This window comes from Bacillus cereus G9842 (assembly GCF_000021305.1).
Lineage (GTDB): Bacteria > Bacillota > Bacilli > Bacillales > Bacillaceae_G > Bacillus_A > Bacillus_A thuringiensis_S.
Genome location: NC_011772.1, coordinates 2692597 through 2710455, shown reverse-complemented (window position 1 = coordinate 2710455; position 17859 = coordinate 2692597). Strand labels below are relative to the sequence as shown.

Below are 17859 nucleotides of genomic sequence, written 5' to 3'. Positions count from 1 at the left end.
TTCAAAATTCTTATTATTTTGATGAATTGTAAATATAGGGAAATCAAAAGGAGGATTTTTCATGGGCATTAGAAATTTAGTTTCTCACCTGTAACAGAAAAATAATTTGCAGGAGGAGAATAATAATGAACGAATTAAATGTAAAAGAATTTTATAAAAAACAATTTGAACTAATAAGCTATGATATAAATAATGAAAATTGGTTACAGGAAGTTGCTAAAGAAGTGCAAGAACAAGTTGGATATCCAATTCAGACGATGTTAGAACTAGGAGCTAGAAATGGCGGATTTGCAAGGGCGATGTCTAATTTGAATGTAAAAATGACTACTGTTGAGCTTGTACCGGAGTTAGCTATGTTTGCAAAAGAACATGCTACTAATGATATTGAGGTTCATTGCGCCGATTTTTATAAAATTAACTTTAAAGAAAAGTTTGATGTTGTTATTTATTTAGACGGATTTGGTGTAGGAACAGATGAGGAACAATTGATTCTATTAAAACGAATTAAAAATTGGATGATGGATGATGGATGTGCACTTATTGATATTTATCAACCGTTATATTGGGAAAAGGCCAATGGACAAGAAATGCCGATAGGTTCTGCAATGCGAAAGTATGAATATGATAGTGAAAATGCAAGAATGCTAGACCATTGGTGGGAAATAGATTCTTCAAATGATATCGTGACACAATCTTTACGCTGCTATGCTGTAGGTGAGATTAGTAATTTATGTGCCGAGGCTCATTTAAGTATAGTTGGGATTTTCCCAGGAGGAGCGCATGATTTTGAAGCTGGGAAATATAAAGAGCGATCCTCTTTAAATGAATGTTTATCATATCGAATAAAAGTAAAAAAGAGTAGGGATTAAATCCTTACTCTTTTTACTTTTATTGTGTGAATAATTGTCGTTTTTGTATACATCAATTTAATATATGTGTAGTTGTGTGATTTAAATGTTGCATATTCTTTTTAAATTAGAAAGATGAAAAGTAAGTTTTTTCGGAAAATTTAAATAGAAACTATTGACTTTATGATTGGATTTTTAATACAATGATACTTCGACTGAAAAATTAGAACGGACAGGAGGGAATCGTCGAAATGAGCAACATATTTGAAGATGAGTTACAAAAAATGAAGGATACTTTGCATACGATGGATGAGCAATTGGATAAGCTTGAAAAAATCCCAGTTTATTATGGAGAAGATTTTAAGGAGCAAATTCTTGAAAGTATGAGAGAGTCTAATAGACAAAATTTACGTATTGGTGTGCAAGAGCCGTACTTTGGAAGGTTAGATTTTCAGGAAGATGGTAAAGAAGCAGCTATGCCGATTTATATTGGAAAAGTAGGGGTTTCGGATATGGACACGATGAAACCAATCATTATTGATTGGAGAGCACCTGTCGCAAGTATGTTTTATTCATTTACCGGTGGAGAAGAATTAGCATTTTATCAATCACCAGATGGGTTAGTAGAAGGTGATGTGTATTTAAAACGAAACATTTCTATTCGAAAAAGAGAACTTGAACGTGTCGTTGATACATATGTAAAAGGAAATGAAGATGTATCACATGCCGATGATTTTCTTCTATATCGATTAGGTGAGAATAAAGATAATAAACTAAAGGATATTGTTTCAACGATTCAATCGGAACAAAATGATATTATTCGTGCGGAAAGAAACTTGCCATTATTAATTCAAGGGGTTGCAGGGAGCGGAAAGACAACAATTGCTTTACATCGCCTTGCTTTTTTGATTTATGAATATCGTGAGCAGCTAGAAGCTGAGAGAATGATCGTATTTGCGCCGAATAGTCTGTTTTTAGACTATATTTCGAGTGTACTTCCTGAATTAGGTGTAGGGAATATTAGTCAAACAACGTTTCCGGATTGGGCATTACGCACGTTAGATGATTCAGTGAAACTAAAGCAGACAGAAGAAAAATTGAAAGAAGCATTTTCAATTAATCGTGATGAAGAAAAGGTTATGCTCGGTAAATTGAAAGGTACACTGGAATTTAAGTTCTTTATTGAAGAGAGAATGATTCAATTTGAAAATGAATTAATACCAACAAGTGATTTTGAGGCATGGGACAAAGCTATTATTCCAGTAGAAGACATAAAAAAATGGATGCAAGTTGAATATAAACATTATCCATTAAAGAAAAGAAGAGAAAAATTAGTCGGCCGAATGAAGCGCTGGATTGAAATTGAACTGAAAAAGTATGGAGAAACAAACGAGAAGAAATTATTAAAAAAAGAAGCGACAAAGAGATTGAACACTTATATGAAGTTTTGGCCGAAAATGAGCCCACTTTCACTATATAGTTCAATATTGAAAAGTAAAGAAATACTCGAAGTATTGCCTGAAGAACTTGTGAAAGAAACTGAAAAGAGTTGTCGTAAAAAAGAAGTGTATGTAGAAGATTTACCAGCTTTAATTTACATACATCACCGCATAACAGGTATTGAAATCGGACAGAAATTCCATCACGTCGTTATTGATGAAGCGCAAGATTTTCCACCATTCCAAGTTTATGTATTAAAAGAAATTACACTAGGTAATTCTTTTACTATATTAGGTGATTTATCTCAAGCAATTTATGATTATCAAGGAATTGAAGATTGGAGTGCTTTTAAAGAAGTATTCCAAGAAACAGGTTATTATGAACTGACGAGAAGTTATCGTTCTACAAAAGAAATTATAGAATTTGCGAACGAAATAATTAAAAATGCAGAGATTCCAGTTGGGCTCGCAACACCAGTTTTTCGCAGTGGTGAAGATGTTAAGGTAATCCATGCAGAAGATCAATTTAATGAGATTATGAAGACGTTAAAACATCTACAAAACGAAGATGTGAAAACCATTGCGGTAATAGGAAGAACAGACGATGAATGCCGCGATATATATGAGAAATTAACAAAAGCAGGATTGGCTGTAAACGTTATTGAAGCAGATCAAAGTAAATATGAAGGTGGTATTTCAGTAGTACCTGTCTATTTAGCGAAAGGTTTAGAATTTGATGCGGTGCTTTTAATTGATGTGGATGAAGAACATTACAAAAACACAAAACATGATGCAAAGTTACTATATGTCGGATGTACGAGATCACTTCATGATTTATGGATTTTCCATAGTGGGGAAGCGTCACCTTTAATTAAAGGATTAAAATAAAGTGAAACTATAATCAGTGGGGAGTTTTACTGCAAGCTAATGTGGGATAAATATAAAAAGAGGATTTTCTAGTACTGTATGAAAATCCTCTTTTTTATATTGAAATGGTAGATGTGTAAAATGACAATAAAGTTATTTAATTTTAAAACCTAAAACAAGTATAACCCCGCTCTAAATTTAGGACGGGGTTAAAACATAGTTATTTAATTTTCGATATAAGATACTTCACTGTACTTAAAAATATAACAATAAAGTCGTTTGAAAATCTAAGTTTTATTCAACAATATCGCCCATTGTTGAATAATGTTCAATTTTAAACGAATAAAGCCATTAATATTAAATTTTGATAGCTATCATCCAATTTTACACCCTTTGCTTTTCTACCCTCTTCAAAGAAGCCTAGATTCTTATATAACTGGATTGCACCTAGATTATCTTCCATTACCTCAAGACAAACTTTTTCAATCTTACTGTTATTTTTAGCCCAATTGATTAACGTTTCTAGAAGAGCTCTTCCAATACCATAATTTCGATATTCAGGTAGTATGGTCATCGCAAAAGCCCCTTGATGACTAATTTTTTCTTTGTTTCCGTTCTTAAAATCTATTGCACCGACTAACTTACCATCAACTTCAGCAATAAACTGTACATAATTTGGATTTTCATGATAAGCTTTTAACGTTTTTTGAATAGCATCGATACGCACCTTTTTTACATCCTCAACCGTACTTAGCGTGTATGGAGCGTTTATTAAAGCTTTTGAAGCAGAATCTAGTATTCTTTCTGCATCCTGTTCTTTAGCTTCTCTAATTATTACTGTTTTTCCATCCTTAGATTTATAAGTAAAAACATTAGTTGATAAGATACTACACACACCCTTTCGGAATATAATTAATTAAAATTTTTAACTGTTTCGCGATTCTTAAGTAAGAAAAAGTCGTATCACCTTTTTCTGCATTCGCTCTGCTTCAACTTAATAACGATTATTTCAAATGTTTCTAATTTTTACAATAATTTATTCCGTTATATAACCCGATTTTTGAATAACATGACTGGCGTTTTTTAAACAAATTCATTATCTCTGTACAAGATGAATTAACGACTTGAGCTGTTGTATAAATAATATACAATGACCTTTTCTAATTCCTTAGTTTGTCCTTTTTCCCGTATACGAACGGCATCTACTGGAATTTGTGTATGTTTTAACCAATCTAGAATAAGGTGTAGTTGTAGTTGTACTTGTATTTGACCAATGTGTAGCTTCTTTATGTTCTTATTCTGAATTCTATTAATTAATTGCAGCATATAGGGAAGTTTTTCTATACATTCGCTTAAATCTCCGCAATAACCTGAAGGGAATTCATTTGTACCAAATTCTAAAGTATTGATGTAATTAGAAACTAGGTATATCATGGCTTTTTGTTCGGTATAACCACCTAATTCAATCGCTTTTCGAAGGGATTTTTCTAAATCGTCTTCTTTATTGCTAGAGTCCATATAAATTCCTATCCATCTAAAAGGTCTTGAATCAATCGGATTGTTTTCTGTCCATCTATATAGAATATCAATTAGAAAACTATTTAGTGAGAAAGTTAAGACCTCATCTTTTTCGTTTAATGCATCTAAAATAGTAAACAGCGAAATGGCAAACTCTTCTTGATCTTTTGATTCCCATTTCTTTGCATTTGAAATAAATGTCTCTAAATGTTTATAAGCTAATTTTCGAAGTCCCGCTTCGCGATGCTGACAGTAACAAATAAAATCATGCCAATGTTCATTTGTATTCATATTTATAATAATGGTTTGTAATGCAGTGTGAGGTTTATGTATTATAAGTCCCCCAATCTATTAAGAACGTGTTGAAAATTTAGTGTTATTATATCATTACATAAATTAAAAAGGGAGAGTTACTATGATTACAAAAGTAATTACGAAAAGTAATTGGGAAATCGCAAAAATAATTGGAGAAATTAATGAAGATTCACTTATAGAAGAGGGATTTATTCATTGTTCATTAGTAGATCAAGCTTTAAAAGTTGCAGAAAAATATTTCAAGCATGAAGAAGATGTTTTATTACTTACAATTGATCCAGCCCTATTAAAAGCAGAAGTAAAATATGAACTTGCTTCTAACGGTCAAGAATATCCGCATGTTTACGGAGTAATTAATGTTGAGGCGATTGTAGAGGTTGTTCCATTGCATAAAGAAAACGGAGAGTTTATCCCGCATTAACAGACAGCTCGATTGGTGAGGGCTGATAATCAGTGGGGAATGAACCAAACCCCCACTGATTAAAAAAGATAAGTATGTTATATATGTTAGTGAGAAAAGCGCAAATCATATAGTTAGTGTGTTTTATTATCCGTTTTTTTGTAAAAAATATTGTTTTTATCACACTAATACTGTACGATACATAGTATAAAACATATACTGTATGACATATAGTAATGGAAAAGAGGTGAGTGAATGGATGCTTTATTAAATTCGTTAATTACTGAACTAAGAAGAGGAACATTAACATTAGCGGTTTTAAGCCAGTTAAGAACACCGCAGTATGGGTATTCACTTGTCCAATTATTGGAGAAATCAGGGATCACAATCGATCAAAGTACTTTATATCCACTACTTCGCCGATTAGAAAAGCAAGAGCTAGTGACGAGTAGTTGGGATAAAACGGAGAGTAGACCGCGTAAGTATTACGTTTTAAGTGAATACGGATTAGAGATATTTTTGCAGTTAAAAAAGGAATGGATAAAGGATTCGAAGGAACTTTATAACTTATTAAAGGAGGACAAGAATGAATTTAATTGATATTTATGTCGAGGAAGTAGCGAAGAGATTACCTGAAAAAAATCGTGAAGATATTATTCTTGAACTACGGTCAACAATCGAGGATATGTTACCGGATGATTATAATGAAGATGATGAAAAAAGAGTTCTTGAAAAATTGGGAAGTCCAGTTGCATTAGCTAATGGGTACTTGGATAGACCAATGCATTTAATTGGACCACGTTATTTTGATGTATATATGACATTATTAAAAATGATCTTACCAATCGCAGTTGTAATTGCGCTTATTTCAATGGTTGCAGAAAATTTTATTAGTTATAGTGGTGATCAGGCTGTATTAAATGTTATTTTAAAATTGATAGGTGAAGGCATTGGAAGAACGTTTGAAGTAGGTTTCCAAGTATTTTTCTGGCTGACAGTTGTGTTTGCTGTTATAGAAAGAACGGATAAAGAAAAGGACCCACAACCATTAACAACAAGTTTAAAAAAATGGACGCCAGATGATTTGAAAAATATTGCGTATATCCCGAAGAAAAAGGCGATCTCAAAGTTTGAAGTGTTTGGAGGTCTAATGTGGACGGCAATATGGGCTACACTTTACTTCTATGCGAATCATCTCGTTGGCGTATACAATGGTACGGAAAATGGACTGAAGTTTGTCTCGCCAACTTTTAATCAAGATGTTTTACTGCAGTACTGGCCAATTGTTGTAATTATGATCGTTTTTGAAATAGGTATATCCCTTTATAAATTAGTGCAAGGAAAATGGACGCAAAGATTGGCGATTGGAAATGCTATTCTTCAAGTAGCTGGGACGATAGTATTCATTGTAATTGTAGTAAATCCACATTTATTTAACACAGGATTTATTACGTATTTGGCAAATGCATTTACTATTTCCACAGAGGAGTTTAAAACGTGGCTCATTGGGGGAGGAATTTTCTTCTATACGTTATCTGCTGCAATAAATATATTTGATGGTTTCCGAAAAGATAGTATTCGTACGTAGATAAAAATCGGAAATTTCGGTAAAATAAAACTATTAAAAAGATAGTGAAATAAGATGAACATGATGAAAGGAAGAAAACAATGATAAGGGAAGCAACGAAAAGAGATTTAGCATACATTTTAGATATTTATAACGATGCGATACTTTATACAACAGCTGTATATGCGTATAAACCTGTAACCCTTGAAAATAGAATAGATTGGTATGAACAAAAAAAGGCCGAAGGGTATCCAATTTTTATATACGAATTAGATAATAAAGTAGTAGGATTTGCGACATTCGGCCCATTTAGAGCGTGGCCTGCTTATAAATATTCAGTTGAACATTCTGTGTATGTAGATAAGACATATAGAAAAAATGGCATTGGGTCTTTATTCATGAAAGAATTAATTAAAATTGCGAAGGAACGAGAGTATATGACCTTAATTGCTGGAATTGATGCAGAGAATGAGAAAAGTATTGCCTTGCATCAAAACTATGGATTTGTTCATGCAGGGACAATAAAAAAAGCTGGTTATAAGTTTAATAAATGGCTAGATTTAGCTTTTTATCAGCTGGAGCTTAACGGTCCTGAAAATCCTATAGAAGAATAAATATTTTTCGGTAGCAAGAAAAAATTCATGCTACCTTTTTCTTATTTTAATAGCTGATGAAAAGGTTTTTTATATTCAATATTGAATTATTAGAAGTTAATATAACGATATAAAAAGAGGGATGGAAATGGAAACTGTCATAAATAAAATAAAAGAGGTACAATCTAATTATGTGGGAATGGAAATTTATTCTACAAAAAACAATCGTATAGTTGCTTCATATAATAGTGAATTAAATATTCCGTTAGCATCAGCAGCAAAATTAGTTATTGGATTTGTAGTAGCACAAATGGTGAAGGAAAATAAACATAATTGGAATGATATACTTCATCACATTAAATTTAATCCGCATGAAGATAGTACGCAGTTATATCCGCATTTACAAGGAAGAACTTCTTTAACACTTAGTCAAGCGGTCGAGGTAATGATAGCTTGTCATGATAGTTACGTTGCACAGTCAGTTGTAATGCACTGTGGTGGATGGGATGCTGTGAAAATGTATGTACAAACGTACTTTTCAAAAATTCATATACAAGAGAATGCTAGAGATGAGAAAAATATTGGAGACTTAAATGAAGTTCTTGCCCTTTTGATACAAACCTTTCAAGGTTATAAATCAGAACCAGAATTATGGGAACCAATTATTAGTGGCATGGTAAGACAACAAGGAGAGTATGAAGAAATCCCATATTATCATTTAGCTCATATGACAGGTGGATTGCTCACAGCTACAATAAATATTGGTATAATAGGAATGTTTAACGAATTTCCGCTTCTTTATGTGATTGGGGGAAAAGATTTACCGAATCGACGTGAAAATAAAGAGGTAGATGAAGCTTTTGCAGTAGTTTTAAAGTACATATACAAAGAATATAGTGAAAACATGCTAGGAGTGAGCGGTTGAAAAGAAACTTAAAGACTTCAACAATCATTATTTTAATTTTAACAATTATTGCTCTTGAAGTTGGAATCGCACTATCTAATCACAATTTGTCATTAGATACAATTTACTTTGCAGCAATCCTTATTTGTATTGTATTGCTTTTTGGTACACGTGTTTCTGAAAAGAAAGTAAATCGAAACGAGGGCGAAGAAAAACAGCTCTTATATTTTGGCCATCTATTTTATTGTCTATCACTTGTTTCGCAGTTATAAGTTACATAAGGATAGGCTATGTCTCTGTACCAGGGATAATTGGCTTTTCATGCTTTGTTACATATGGTGGATTCGTATGTATTAGTATTTTAAAGAGAAAAAATAAAATGTAGCTTACTGAGCTGAAAGGAAGCAATATATATGAAACATATAAAGAACGGTACACGCACTGAAGGAGAATATATTAAAAATAAAGTTATTCAATATAATATGTCCATCTTAACAGATGAGGCAAGACAGACGATGGAAGAAGTAAGCCTCGTAGTAAAAAATGAAGAAGGAAAAATTTTTGGTGGCGTAACAGGTACGATGTATTTTTATCACCTTCATATCGACTTTTTATGGGTTGATGAATCAGTTCGTCATGACGGTTATGGTAGCCAACTTTTACATGAAATTGAAGGTATTGCGAAGGAAAAAGGGTGTAGATTAATATTGCTAGATTCATTTAGTTTCCAAGCACCAGAATTTTATAAAAAGCATGGTTACAGGGAGTATGGTGTCGTTGAAGATCACCCGAAAGGTCATAGTCAGCACTTTTTTGAAAAGAGATTATAAAGTGAAACTTTAATCAGTGGGGGTTTTACGGGTAGCCGGATCCCACCAAACTTCTTTGCTTTTGCTGAATTTTGAGGTGGGGTCTTACTGCACGGCAAATAGCGGGATAATAATATTATGTATACTGGTTGATGGGAGAAAGCATATGTACACGTATAAATTGCAACAAGAACAACCAGTCTGTGCAGAAAAAATAAAAAAACTTTATGATTCTGTCGGTTGGTGGCCAGAAAGAAAAGAAGTCGATATTGAAATAATGTTAAAGAATAGTATAGCAATTGGAGTATGGAAAGAAAATGAATTAATTGGATTTGCTAGAGTCGTTTCTGATGGTGTTTTTCGAGCATACATTGAAGATGTTGTCATACATGAGAGTGTAAGAAATAAAGGTATTGGAGAGAAGATGCTTACAATATTACTTCGAGAAATATCTCATATTGATATTGTTAGTCTATTTTGCGGAGAGAAGCTAATAAAGTTTTATGGTGAGCAACAATTTCAAGCAACGAAGCAAATTGTGATGCATCGTAATCAAACAGGGAAAGAATAAGAGGTGCCAATTAAAATGAATGCAACAAGAGCGTACTGTTTATCGAAAAGAAAAGCGACAGAAGATTCTCCAGATGGTTGGAGTGCAACATGTATGAGGCTTAATAATAAAATATTTGCGATAGTAAATCATGAAGAAGGTGAAAAAGCTGCGATTACATTGAAGTGTGATCCAGAAGTCGCATTAAGAATAAGAGAAGATTATCCAGAAACAATTATTCCAGGGTATCATATGAATAAAAAACATTGGAATACCGTTTATATTCGTAAGGGTATAGAACAGGAGCAAATAAATAAAATGATTGATTGGTCGTATGATTTAGTACTACAATCATTTTCAAAGAAAAAGCAGCAGGAGTTAATGAATTAATATGTATTAGGAGTGTGTGTAATGAAAGATTCGATTAAAGATACGTATGATAAATTAGCGAGTACATATAAAGAAAATCTAGATTTCGCAAATCCATATAACAGTTATTATGAAAGACCGGCGATGATGGAGCTTATTCCAAAGGAACTAGAAGGAAAAAAGATACTAGATGCTGGATGTGCAGCTGGATGGTATACTTCTCAATTCATAGGAAGAAGAGCAAATGTTACAGCAATTGATATAAGTCCTGAAATGGTAAAAGCAGCAAAAGAAAATATAGGAGAAGAAGCAACGTTCCTTTGTCATGATCTGCAAGAAACATTGCCATTTGAAGATAGTACGTATGATGTGATTGTAAGTTCGTTAACTCTTCATTACTTAGAAAATTGGAATCAAGTATTTCAAGAATTTCGTCGTGTACTGAAGCCAGATGGAGAACTTATTTATTCTATTCATCATCCTTTTATGGATTTCACAAAGTTTCCATGTGAAAATTATTTTGAAAAACAGTTATTAATAGATACTTGGGTTAAACCGAATATTACTATTGAAGTCAAGTTTTTCAGAAGGTCACTACAAGACATAATAAATGAAACTACAAATTATTTTGTATTAGAAGAGATAGTGGAACCGAAGGCAGTTGAAAAGATGAAAGAAGTAGACGAAAAATCATATTATTATCTAAATATGAATCCACATTTTCTTATCATAAAAGCAACTAATAAGTAGCTAGTAAAATAACTTTATTTTACTAGCTATTTACAGTTATACATTATATATTAGGAGACTTTAAAATGAATACGAAACGAAATAGAGTATTATATGCACTATTTACTATAGTTGTTATTATTTTAGGTCTTAGCTCAAGGAAGTTTTCTTTTGCACTACCACATCTATTAAATGATTACTTAGGCGATGCTTTATGGGCATTAATGATTTTCACTGGCTTTGGATTTTTGTTTCTTAAAACAGAGACGAAGAAGTTGTCTTTTATTAGTTTAATGTTTTGCTACGGGATTGAAGTGAGCCAATTGTATCATGCTGAATGGATAGATAGCATGCGTGCAACGACTTTGGGTGGACTCGTGTTGGGATACGGTTTTTTGTGGAGTGATTTAGTGGCTTATACAATTGGTGTTGGAGTGGGAATACTGTGTGAGGTTATTTTTCGGAAGAAATAAGAATTGTAAAAGGAGTATTTGTAAATGGAACAAGCACTGGAAATTGCAAAGTTTTGGTTTCAAAATGAACATGTCACAGCTACTGTAATGCAACCAAAAGTAGCGAAGGTTATATGCAAGAATAAAGAGTATATTTTAAAGAGAACGGGATCGATAGACCAACTTCTAGTTGAATTCGATGTTTTGGATCAACTGTATGAAAAGGGAATTAAAGTACAGAGAGTAGTAAAGACAGAAAATGATGAACAATATGTATTATATAAAGAAAAATATTATTGCTTATATGAGTATGTTGCCGGAAGTGTTTTAGAAATAAAAGATACGGATAAGCTGGAAAGGCTAGCAAGTACAATTGGAGAAGAAATAGCTAATCTGCACAAAGCATTATATTCGGTGAATAGTGATCATGAGTTAATAAAAAGAAATTTATATAAGACGGTATTTGAATGGGCTATACCAATTTTAGAAAAGAATGAGTATGTTCATCGAGAGGTAATTCAAAAGATGGAGCGAATGCACACAGATTTCAAGGAAACGGTCCATCCATTACCGAGACAAATTATTCATCGTGATATGCATCTATCAAATGTAATCTTTAAAGATGATAAACTGGAAGGGTTTATAGATTTCGATATTTTAGAAAATAATGTAAAAATATTTGATATATGTTATTGCTGTACAAGTGTATTAAGCGAGGTATTTAGTGATGAAAGATTAAGAGGAAAATGGTTACATATCGTTAGCAAAGTCTTTGAAGGTTATTATAAACAAAATGATTTAACGAAAGAAGAACTAAAAGCTATTTGGTATGTTATGCTTTCAATTCAAATTATCTTTATTGCTTATTTTGTCCAGTTACCAGATTTATTAAAGTTAAATGAAGAAATGTTCTTCTGGATCTTTGCTAATAAGGAAGATATTGAAGAAGTTATAGAAGGTATCGTAAAGGTATGAAAAAAATAATATTAATTGGTTCTGGTGGTTCAGGAAAATCTACACTAGCAAGACAGTTAGGAAATAAATTAAATATTAAGGTGCATCATCTTGATGTATTATTTTGGAAACCGAATTGGGAAGGTGTTCCGAGAGAAGAACAAATAACAGTTCAAAATAACTTAATTAAAGATGAGAAGTGGATTATTGATGGGAATTATGGCGGGACGATGGGTATCAGACTGAATGCAGCTGATACAATTATTTTCCTTGATATTCATAGAACAATTTGTATTTATCGTGCTTTTAAAAGAATTGTAAAATACCGAAATAAAACAAGACCAGATATGGGCGCGGGGTGTGAAGAAAGATTTGATTTGCAATTTTTTAAATGGATATGGGAATATCCTAATGCTAAACGACCTACAATTTTAAAAGAGTTAGAGCAATTGCCCGAAGAGAAAAAGGTTATTGTTTTAAAATCTCCAAATGAGGTTCGGAAATTTTTAGAGCACATATAATAATAGAATGTAACACAAAAATTCTTTGTGGATCTTACCGATTAGTTTAATAAAACTAATCGTTTTTTATTATGAAAAATTTAACGCTTTTTGAAAATTGTATTTTGTAATGAGTATATGACTATAAGTTCATATAAAATGAACGTTTGGAGGAATAGAAAATGACTAACGATTTAATTCAACTAATCGATTCATTAATGGTCAATATTCCAGCTGGAGAGGTAGTATTAAGAGATGATCGAATAAAAAAAGAATGGCTAGTACAAATTCAACCATTTCTTCTTGCAAAGTATGCTGTAACAATGGAACTATATGATGCTATTACAAATAGTACATTAAATAATTTTGAAAAAAATCATAAACCAGTTGTAAATATTTCATGGAACGATGCCATTGCGTTTTGTAATGTACTTTCAAAAATAGCGGGATTAAAAGAATATTATTCTATTAGTGATGTTGGTCAAATTGTGAAATTTAATTTAGATTCGAATGGCTACCGATTACCATCTGAGGCAGAGTGGCAATATGCATGTAAAGCAAGTACAACCGGATATACATACGGGAAACTTCTTGATATAGCGTGGTATAATGAAAATTCAAATGGACAAATTCATGACGTTGGCCAAAAGGAACCGAATGCATGGGGACTTTATGATATGCTAGGGAACGTTTGGGAATGGTGCTATGATTTGTATGATGAAAAAGTATACGGATCATACCGCATTTTTCGTGGAGGTAGTTGGGCGGAGGCAGCGAGAGGTTGCGGCGCTACTTGTCGTCGCCGAAGCCATCCCACATTTCATATAGAAGATCTCGGTTTTAGACTTGCTAGGTCAATTTAGCAGGAATATGATACGAACAACAAAGAAAAGAGTATGGAGAGAATCCATACTCTCGCTAACATAGAAATGATTTAACGTAAGGAGTGTTTATAATGGCGCGTGTTTTATGTATTAACGCTGGATCAGAAGGACATATAAATCCAACTTTACCGGTTGTAGAAGAATTGATTTCTCGCGGTGAAGAGGTCGTTTATTTCTCAATAGAAGCTTTCAGGGAGCGGATTGAAAAGACAGGTGCTACTGTACGAACGATTGATGATCAAAAATTTATAAAAGCGTTTCTATCTGGAGGCAGAAATTATTTACAGGAAAGAATAAACGGTCTTCTACATACAGCGGATATTGTTATACCTAGTGTTCTAGAACAAATTGAAGGTGAACATTTTGATTACATAATTCATGATTCTATGTTTGGCTGTGGGCACTTAATTGCTCAAATTCTTAAACTGCCATCCATAAATTCATGTACATCTTTTGCGCAGGATGAAAAATCTTTTGAACAAATGTTAGGTCATCTGTCAAAAAATATTCCAGTAGAAATTCATGATAAAATACAGAATGATTTTCAAAACTTAACGAAGGGAATTGCTGAAAAATATGGTGTTGAAATAAAATCACAGTATGAAGTTTTCTGTAATCCTGCACCCCTTACTATTGTGTATACAATTAAGGAGTTCCAGCCTTTTGGTGATACGTTTGATGAAACATATAAATTTGTAGGACCATCTATCTCTGCACACGTGAAAAACAGAGACGTTGATTTTACTTCAATTGAAGAAAAAAGTCTGATTTATATTTCATTAGGTACTGTTTTTAATGAAGCGATTGACTTTTATAAACTGTGTATGAAGGCCTTTGAGAATAGTGAGCATACAATTGTTATGTCTATTGGTAATAAAACGAAAATAAGTAATCTAGGCGAAATTCCTAAAAACTTCATTGTGAAACACTATGTGCCTCAAACCGAACTGCTTACTTATACGAAACTATTTATTACACACGGCGGGATGAACAGTACGCATGAAGGACTATATAACGGGGTTCTGCTCGTTGTAATACCGCAAAGTGCAGATCAGCCAGCAATCGCAAAGCAAGTGGAGAGTCTTGGAGCAGGAGTTCAATTACATATGAATGAATTAACCGTGGAGAAATTGCGTGAAAGTGTGGAGTTAATTTTAAATAACCCTTCATATAAAGAGGCTGCTTTGAATTTGAAGGAATCATTCCGAACATCGGGTGGATATAAGGAAGCTGTTGATGAAATTTTCACATTTGTAGGTCAGTAATAAATATAAAGTTATACATGAAAAAAGTGTCTATATTAAATGATATAGACACTTTTCTGTTGTAAGAAGAGAAGAATTGTTTAAATGGAAAAAATGAAAATACTAAATGTGAATTTTGAGAACTAAGTCTACAATTTCTGCTGCACACTTTTATTTTATCCCGTATTAACCGACCGTAAAACCCCAACTAATTAAAGTTTTACTTTATGATTTCAGGATGTGGTTTTATATGTTAGTAATAATTTCACTGTTTCTGCACAACTTCTGCACATGCTTAGGCGAGTTCTATGTCATGATATATTCATAAAGTGAAATATTTCACAAGGAAAAAATATATTTTCACTGCGGTGTATGCATAATTAATACATACATCGGTACAAGTTTGTCTCTTGTTATTCTTTTACATCAAAGCCCACATTCCACTACAAAGTATAACAAGAAGGAGACATGAACATGAATAATCGATTTTTAAAACAACTACAAAACATGAAAATGAACAAAAAAAGTTTAGGAGCTGTAGCATTAACAGCTGGAATTATTAGTACGACACTTATTCCTCAAAATGCTTATGCGCACGGTTTTGTTGAAAAGCCCGGTAGCCGATCCGCTTTATGTAGTCCAACTTATGGTGCGCTAAATGTAAACTGCGGAAGTGTTATGTATGAACCACAAAGTTTAGAAGCTCCAAAAGGGTTCCCACAAGGTGGTCCAGTAGATGGACAAATTGCTTCAGCAGGCGGAAAATTTGGTGGTATTTTAGATCAACAAACAGCAAATCGTTGGTTTAAAAATACAATCACTGGTGGGGAAAATACATTTACTTGGAAGTATACTGCGCCTCACTTAACGAGTAAGTGGCATTACTATATTACTAAAAAAGGATGGAATCCAAATAAAGCGCTAACAAGAGCAGATTTTGAACCAATTGGAACTGTGCAACACGATGGTTCTGCAGCTTCAAATAATTTAACTCATAAAATTAATGTACCTACTGATCGTAGTGGATATCATGTGATTTTAGCAGTATGGGATGTAGCTGATACAGCAAATGCATTCTATAATGTAATTGATGTTAATCTTATTAATGATGTGAAACCAGACATAGAAGCGCCAAGTATTCCAAATGGACTTCAGACGAAAAAAGTAACAGCGAATAGTGTAGAACTAACATGGAACTCTTCTACGGATAATGTAGGGGTAAAAGGATATCAAATCTTCCGTAACGGAGAGATGATAGATACAATACTAGGCACTCATTTTATTGATAAGAAATTACAACCAAGCACAGAATACTCTTATACTGTAAAAGCAATTGACGCAGCTGGAAATGTATCGAAAGAAAGTACAGCGCTTACAGTAAAAACAACAGTTGCGACTCCTGATACAGAAGCACCAACACAACCAAAAGGATTACATAGTATGGGAACGACAGCATCAAGTGTGGATTTAATGTGGAGTCCATCTGACGATAACATTGGTGTAGACCATTATGATATTTATAGAGAAATAGAAGGATTAATGAAAAAGATTGCAACATCCAATACAACTTCTTATATGGATAAAAATCTGCTTGCTAATACTACTTATAAATATGTAGTGAAAGCTGTTGATGTAGCTGGAAATGAATCCGTACAGAGTGATATATTCACAATTACTACAAAAGCTGAAAGCGCTTCATATGAAGCGTGGGATGCAAAAAAAGCATATAAAAAGGGAGATAGAGTTCTACACGAAGGAAAAGTATATGAAGCAGTCCAGAGTTATCAAGGAAATGGTGATCCAAACTGGATTTATGCATTATCATTATGGAAAACAGTGTAAGCTTTACCTAGGCATGAACTAAGAGATGATGGGCTTTGATGCAAAAGGGAATCTTGAGAATTCGCTTTTCTATTTATAATAAAGACGACGTATTCAGCGTCGTCTTTTTTTCTAAATTTTACTTCCCTTCATTCAATGATGATAAGTCCCGTAATTAATTAAACTAAAGTGTTATTTTAATAAAATAGCGGGAAAAGGAGAGATTTATAGAAAAATCGTTGTGTATGATTCTAAAATGTTTTTGAAAATGTATGGAGTGAAATAAAAAGAACCCTTTGTAAAACGGGTTCTTTTGGTGCGTTAATCTATTAATTACAATCTTGATGATATTCATCACACGAATCTTTATTATCGTTACAGCAAATACAAAATGTTTTTTGCACAAATAAACTAACTATACTAGTAGGGCCTTCCTGTTTCGTAAAAGTAAGACTTTGAAAATCTTCAACTTGAAATATTTTTGTTTGAACAGGTTGTAATGTTGTAGTAATTGGGCGGCTAGATTTTCTTGTTAGAATAGTTACTTGAACGGGTGCACTCATCCCGACAACGAATAACTGAATTAATGTTTTATTATGATTGTTTGTGAAATCCTCAAATACAGTTTGTGGAGCGGTGGTTTCAAGGAAAACAGATAAAGGTATATTTCCATTTGCATTTTCTTCAGAACCAGTTATCGTATGAGTTTCAATAAAACAGTTATTTTTTTGATCGTTCGAATACGATTGGTTTTTATAATATTTTTTACCATCTTTATAAAAATAATTAGCCATAATTATTTTGCTCTCCTTTCTTTGGAATATCAATATATAGTATTAATTAAAAGGAAAGAGTGCTTGTACTAAAGAATAATATCCGCTCTTGAAAATAATTGAAAAAACAATTTGATATGCATACTATTTGAGAATGTTGTAGTTTCTAACTAAAAATAAGCACACATTAAAGTGTGCTCTAGATAAGAAAGGTAAGAATCTTATGAATGGAGAATCTCCATTCAATAACATATGCTTGTCAAATTTTAAGGTGAAAACTTTTTAACAAGAAAGTTATTCAGAAAATTTTCCTGTGATGATAA

At 32.7% G+C, this 17859-nt stretch carries 20 protein-coding genes and 1 pseudogene; 18 read left to right on the top strand and 3 right to left on the bottom strand.

The genetic code is table 11. From position 1 onward, the window contains the following. The first annotated feature begins 125 nt into the window (after positions 1-125). Positions 126-869: an SAM-dependent methyltransferase gene (locus BCG9842_RS13580; protein WP_001004295.1), complete on the top strand. Its 744-nt coding sequence runs from the start codon at positions 126-128 to the stop codon at positions 867-869. Positions 870-1099: 230 nt separating this feature from the next. Beyond that, positions 1100-3175 carry a HelD family protein gene (locus BCG9842_RS13575; RefSeq protein ID WP_000065163.1) on the top strand — a complete coding sequence of 692 codons (2076 nt, stop codon included), beginning with the start codon at positions 1100-1102 and terminating at the stop codon, positions 3173-3175. Positions 3176-3488: 313 nt separating this feature from the next. Here BCG9842_RS13575 and BCG9842_RS13570 read toward each other — a convergent pair whose 3' ends face one another. Next, positions 3489-4049, bottom strand: coding sequence for a GNAT family N-acetyltransferase (locus BCG9842_RS13570; RefSeq protein WP_000337120.1), 561 nt, complete (start codon positions 4047-4049; stop codon positions 3489-3491). A gap of 221 nt (positions 4050-4270) precedes the next feature. Further along, entirely contained in the window at positions 4271-4963 is a 693-nt protein-coding gene (locus BCG9842_RS13565; RefSeq protein WP_001095279.1) for a hypothetical protein, read from the bottom strand. Positions 4964-5087: 124 nt separating this feature from the next. Between BCG9842_RS13565 and BCG9842_RS13560 the strand changes: the two genes are divergently transcribed. The 16 genes and pseudogenes from BCG9842_RS13560 to BCG9842_RS13485 all read left to right on the top strand — a co-directional run bounded on the left by BCG9842_RS13560 (position 5088) and on the right by BCG9842_RS13485 (position 16784). Beyond that, entirely contained in the window at positions 5088-5408 is a 321-nt protein-coding gene (locus BCG9842_RS13560) for a DUF952 domain-containing protein (RefSeq protein WP_000629079.1), read from the top strand. 234 nt (positions 5409-5642) lie between these two features. Further along, entirely contained in the window at positions 5643-5987 is a 345-nt protein-coding gene (locus tag BCG9842_RS13555) for a PadR family transcriptional regulator (RefSeq protein WP_000339346.1), read from the top strand. Continuing rightward, positions 5974-6975 carry an HAAS signaling domain-containing protein gene (locus tag BCG9842_RS13550; protein WP_001048844.1) on the top strand — a complete coding sequence of 334 codons (1002 nt, stop codon included), beginning with the start codon at positions 5974-5976 and terminating at the stop codon, positions 6973-6975. Before BCG9842_RS13555 ends, BCG9842_RS13550 begins: the two co-directional genes overlap by 14 nt. Positions 6976-7055: 80 nt before the next feature. After that, entirely contained in the window at positions 7056-7568 is a 513-nt protein-coding gene (locus BCG9842_RS13545) for a GNAT family N-acetyltransferase (protein ID WP_000617519.1), read from the top strand. A gap of 127 nt (positions 7569-7695) precedes the next feature. Continuing rightward, the gene (locus BCG9842_RS13540) at positions 7696-8472 is read left to right on the top strand and encodes a serine hydrolase (protein WP_000450757.1); all 777 of its coding nucleotides are present in this window, start codon (positions 7696-7698) and stop codon (positions 8470-8472) included. Then, positions 8469-8836: pseudogene (locus BCG9842_RS13535) on the top strand (hypothetical protein). Before BCG9842_RS13540 ends, BCG9842_RS13535 begins: the two are co-directional and overlap by 4 nt. 28 nt (positions 8837-8864) lie before the next feature. Further along, a complete protein-coding gene (locus BCG9842_RS13530; protein WP_000680538.1) occupies positions 8865-9281 on the top strand; it encodes a GNAT family N-acetyltransferase in 417 nt (138 codons plus the stop codon). A gap of 145 nt (positions 9282-9426) precedes the next feature. Next, positions 9427-9831 (top strand): GNAT family N-acetyltransferase, encoded by a 405-nt coding sequence (locus BCG9842_RS13525; RefSeq protein WP_000288981.1) that lies wholly within the window; start codon positions 9427-9429, stop codon positions 9829-9831. A gap of 15 nt (positions 9832-9846) precedes the next feature. Then, positions 9847-10200, top strand: a complete 354-nt coding sequence (locus BCG9842_RS13520) for an MmcQ/YjbR family DNA-binding protein (protein ID WP_000994625.1) — start codon at positions 9847-9849, stop codon at positions 10198-10200. Positions 10201-10221: 21 nt separating this feature from the next. Then, positions 10222-10929, top strand: coding sequence for a class I SAM-dependent methyltransferase (locus tag BCG9842_RS13515; protein ID WP_000655259.1), 708 nt, complete (start codon positions 10222-10224; stop codon positions 10927-10929). 65 nt (positions 10930-10994) lie between these two features. Further along, positions 10995-11381 (top strand): ribosomal maturation YjgA family protein, encoded by a 387-nt coding sequence (locus BCG9842_RS13510; RefSeq protein WP_001093452.1) that lies wholly within the window; start codon positions 10995-10997, stop codon positions 11379-11381. Between the two features lie 24 nt (positions 11382-11405). Next, a complete protein-coding gene (locus BCG9842_RS13505) occupies positions 11406-12335 on the top strand; it encodes a phosphotransferase enzyme family protein (protein ID WP_000434085.1) in 930 nt (309 codons plus the stop codon). Then, complete coding sequence (locus BCG9842_RS13500) at positions 12332-12835, top strand: DNA topology modulation protein (RefSeq protein WP_000720571.1); 504 nt, start codon at positions 12332-12334, stop codon at positions 12833-12835. Before BCG9842_RS13505 ends, BCG9842_RS13500 begins: the two co-directional genes overlap by 4 nt. A 161-nt stretch (positions 12836-12996) precedes the next feature. Further along, the gene (locus tag BCG9842_RS13495) at positions 12997-13677 is read left to right on the top strand and encodes a formylglycine-generating enzyme family protein (protein ID WP_000180350.1); all 681 of its coding nucleotides are present in this window, start codon (positions 12997-12999) and stop codon (positions 13675-13677) included. Between the two features lie 92 nt (positions 13678-13769). After that, on the top strand, positions 13770-14963 hold the full coding sequence (locus BCG9842_RS13490; RefSeq protein WP_000124871.1) for a macrolide family glycosyltransferase: 1194 nt from the start codon (positions 13770-13772) through the stop codon (positions 14961-14963). Between the two features lie 453 nt (positions 14964-15416). Further along, positions 15417-16784, top strand: coding sequence for a lytic polysaccharide monooxygenase (locus BCG9842_RS13485; RefSeq protein WP_001065141.1), 1368 nt, complete (start codon positions 15417-15419; stop codon positions 16782-16784). Between the two features lie 308 nt (positions 16785-17092). On the opposite strand, the gene BCG9842_RS13480 is transcribed toward BCG9842_RS13485, so the two are convergent. Then, positions 17093-17557, bottom strand: a complete 465-nt coding sequence (locus BCG9842_RS13480; protein ID WP_000024965.1) for a hypothetical protein — start codon at positions 17555-17557, stop codon at positions 17093-17095. Positions 17558-17859 lie beyond the last annotated feature (302 nt).